Genomic DNA, 3237 nt, shown 5'->3' with positions numbered 1-3237 from the left:
GGGGTGTATCTGGCGGCGGGCTGGGGGTTGCTGGAGTTCACCGACTGGGCCACCGGGCGGTTCCAGCTGCCGGTCGGCGCGGAAGACTTCGTGGTCGCCACCTGGATCATCTTCCTGCCCGTGGTCACCGGCGCCGCCTGGCGCTTCGGCGACCCCGAGCGTCGACGACGGGCCTCCGGTCGAACTCCCGTCGCGACCCAGGCGATTTCGGGTACGGCGGCGTCTCATGCGTCTCCGGCCGAGCCCACGAACATCGTCGTGCTTCCGTTCACCAATCTCAGCGGCAGCGCAGAGGATGATTACCTCGGGGACGGACTGTGCGAGGAGATCACGAATCAGCTCGCTCGCATGGAAGGTCTGCAGATCGTCGCTCGCACTTCGGCCTTCATGTACAGGGGCAAGGCTGCCGATGTTCGGGCGATCGGGCGCGAGCTGGGGGCCGGCGCCGTGCTCGAGGGCAGCGTCCAGCGTTCGGGCGACCGGCTGCGGGTGACCACCCAGCTCATCGAAGTCGCCACCGGATATCACCTGTGGTCGGAGCGGTACGATCGCGAGATGAAGGACGTCTTCGACATCGAGGACGAGATCGCGGCCAACGTCGTGCAGTCCCTGCGCGGGATCCTGAAGCCCGAGGAGCGCGAGGCGCTTGCCAGGAATCCGACGGACGACGTGAAGGCCTACGAGTTCTATCTGCGCGGGCGGCAGTTCTTCCGCCAGAGCCGGAGGAAGAGCCTCGACTACGCGAGGCAGATGTTCGAGCGGGCCGTCGAGTCGGACCCGAAGTTCGCCCTCGCCTGGGCGGGGATTTCGGACTCGATCTCCCTCATGCACATGTACTTCCCATCCGGCGATGCGGACCTGGAGCGCGCGGACGAGGCGAGCCGTCGCGCTCTCGACCTCGATCCGGAGCTGGCGGAGGCTCACAGCGCGCGAGGCTTCGCGCTGATGCAGCTGGGACGTTTCGAAGAGGCCGAAGCGGAGTTCCAGGAGGCCATTGGGCTCGACAGCGGACAGTTCGATGCCCGCTATTTCTACGCCCGCGGGTGTTTCGCCCAGGGTCGGCTGGAAGATGCCGCACGCCTGTTCCAGGAAGCGTCGGACGTGAAGGAGGACTACCAGGCGGCCTTCTTCGCCGCGCAGGCCCTCGAGGCGCTCGGCCGCGAGGAGGAAGCCGGCCGGGTGTACCGCGAGGCGCTGTCGGTGGCCGAGAAGCACATGGAGCTCAACCCGGACGACCCACGCGCCGCCACCATGCGGGCCGTGTCGCACTGCCGGGTGGGGGAGCAGGAGGCGGGCCTGCACTGGGCCGAACGGGCGCTCGAGATCGACCCCTCCGATCCGGGCGTGCAGTACAACGTCGCCTGCCTGTACTCCCTCGAAGACCAGCCGGACCGGGCCATCGATTGCCTCGAGAGCGCCATCGGGGGCGGTTTTGGACATCGGGACTGGATCGAGCACGACCCGGACCTCGACCCGATTCGAGACCACCCCCGGTTCCAGGACCTTCTCGACCAGATCTGATCGGCTGGAGCTTCCCGAGGACGCGGCCCGCGCGCCCCGGCCCGGCCGGACTGCGTGGCATGGCGGCTCGCCGGTGCGCAAACTTTACCACCTGCCGGCAACGACTGGTCGAAAGATCCGCCGGAACTTCCCGCTCGCACACCTCGGATGTCGACTCTAAAATATTGTATACCATATATTTGCAATACTATTCACCGACCTGTCTCCGAGGGAACGGGCGTTGCACGGGTGCCCGATAGCGATCTTCGAGAGAGACCCTCAGCAGCGAGGCGATCACATGAGGAACCTTCGTTGGACTTTCCTGGGGCTGTGCGTCGCGGCCCTGGCGGCCTGCGACTCGACGCCGGTCGATCCCGACGTGGATGGAGCGGGATCGGGTGGCGTACTGTCTGTCACGGCGTCGGTCGTCGGGGCCGTTCCCGTGCCGTACGAGCCGGACGGACACCTGTACGACGCGGTCGAGGCACCCGGTGGGATCAGCTGGACGAACGCCCGTGCGGAGGCCGAGGCCCTCACGTCGGGCGCCTGCCAGGGCTACCTGGCCTCGGTCACCTCGGCCGAGGAGGATGCGTTCATTCGGGAGAGCTTCGCGAGCGTCGTGCCTTCCGTCGGTGGCGTCGGCTACTGGATCGGCGGATACCAGGATACAGGGACGAGCGAAGACTGGCTGTGGGTGTCCGGTGAGCCGTTCGGCTACACGAACTGGCTCGACGGCCAGCCCGATGACGGCGGCCCGCTGATCGAGGAAGATGCGATCCACTACTCAGCGGCCTCCTCGGGCGGATTCATGGGTACGGAGACCACGGTCGGGTGGGCCGATCGGAACCGCGAGGAGACCGCTCCCGGGTACGTCGTCGAGTTCGACGGCGCGTGCACGGATGCGGCGCTCATCGAGGTGATGCTGAAGCTCAGCCAGGGCGAGAACCCGAGGAACATCAACCTCAAGAGCCGGGGCAAGATCGCCGTGGCCGTCCTCTCCACGGACTCGTTCGACGCCACGGAGATCGATCCCGAAACGGTCACCCTGGGCGACGGATCGGATCCTGAGGCCCCGGTGGCTTCGAACCCGAAGGGCAAGCTCATGGTCGCCTGGCCGGACCTGGATGAAGATGGTCTGGATGATGCGCTGTTCCACTTCAACACCCAGGACCTGGTGACGGCCGGGCTCGCGCTCGAGACCACGGAGCTGGTGATCCACGGATTCACGAACGGAGGGATGGAGTTCTCCGGCGTCGACGCGGTATCGGTGCACTGACGCGCCGCGCATGAGAAGGGCGGGGCGATCACCCTGCGGAGCGGTGTAGCCCCTGACGGGGAGGCGGGTCTTCCGCCTCCCCGTTCTTCTTGTCCTCCGGTTCGTTCCAGCGATCAGGCAGGCGGCTCGCCGGCGCCGCCGACCGGCCGCCACCTCCCGAGGACCCAACCCACGCCGAAGGTCAGGGCGAAGCCCAGCGGGGTGAGCCAGGTCCAGGCCAGCGGAGTCAGCAGGTGGGCTCCGGCCGCTCCGAGAAGGCCGACTGCCATGGCGACCAGAACCGCTGACTCGCTGATCTTCCGGCCGGCGAGACCCAATCCGAACACGCCGAGGACCGGTCCGAAGGTGATCGAAGTGATGGTGAGACCGGCCTCCAGGACGGAGCCCCACGCCCGGGCCAGGACCGCCACGCCGGCGAGGGCGACGGCCCAGCCGGCGGTCAGGACCCGTGAGCGGCGGAG

Annotated in this window: 2 protein-coding genes and 1 pseudogene; 2 read left to right on the top strand and 1 reads right to left on the bottom strand. The window is 67.6% G+C overall.

Features of this window, described 5'->3' with window-relative positions:
- Positions 1-1521, top strand: a 1521-nt coding sequence (locus AC36XV_RS03485; protein WP_492202283.1) for a TPR end-of-group domain-containing protein, incomplete at its 5' end; no start/stop codon positions are given.
- Between the two features lie 277 nt (positions 1522-1798).
- Positions 1799-2776 carry a lectin-like protein gene (locus AC36XV_RS03480; protein WP_492202282.1) on the top strand — a complete coding sequence of 326 codons (978 nt, stop codon included), beginning with the start codon at positions 1799-1801 and terminating at the stop codon, positions 2774-2776.
- A 113-nt stretch (positions 2777-2889) separates the two neighbouring features.
- On the opposite strand, the pseudogene AC36XV_RS03475 reads toward AC36XV_RS03480, so the two are convergent.
- A pseudogene (locus AC36XV_RS03475) lies at positions 2890-3237 on the bottom strand (sodium:solute symporter); the annotation flags it as partial.

It is taken from the genome of Candidatus Benthicola sp., from assembly GCF_058719085.1.
Note: the sequence above shows the minus strand (reverse complement) of the source record. Positions and strands in the feature narration are given on the sequence as shown.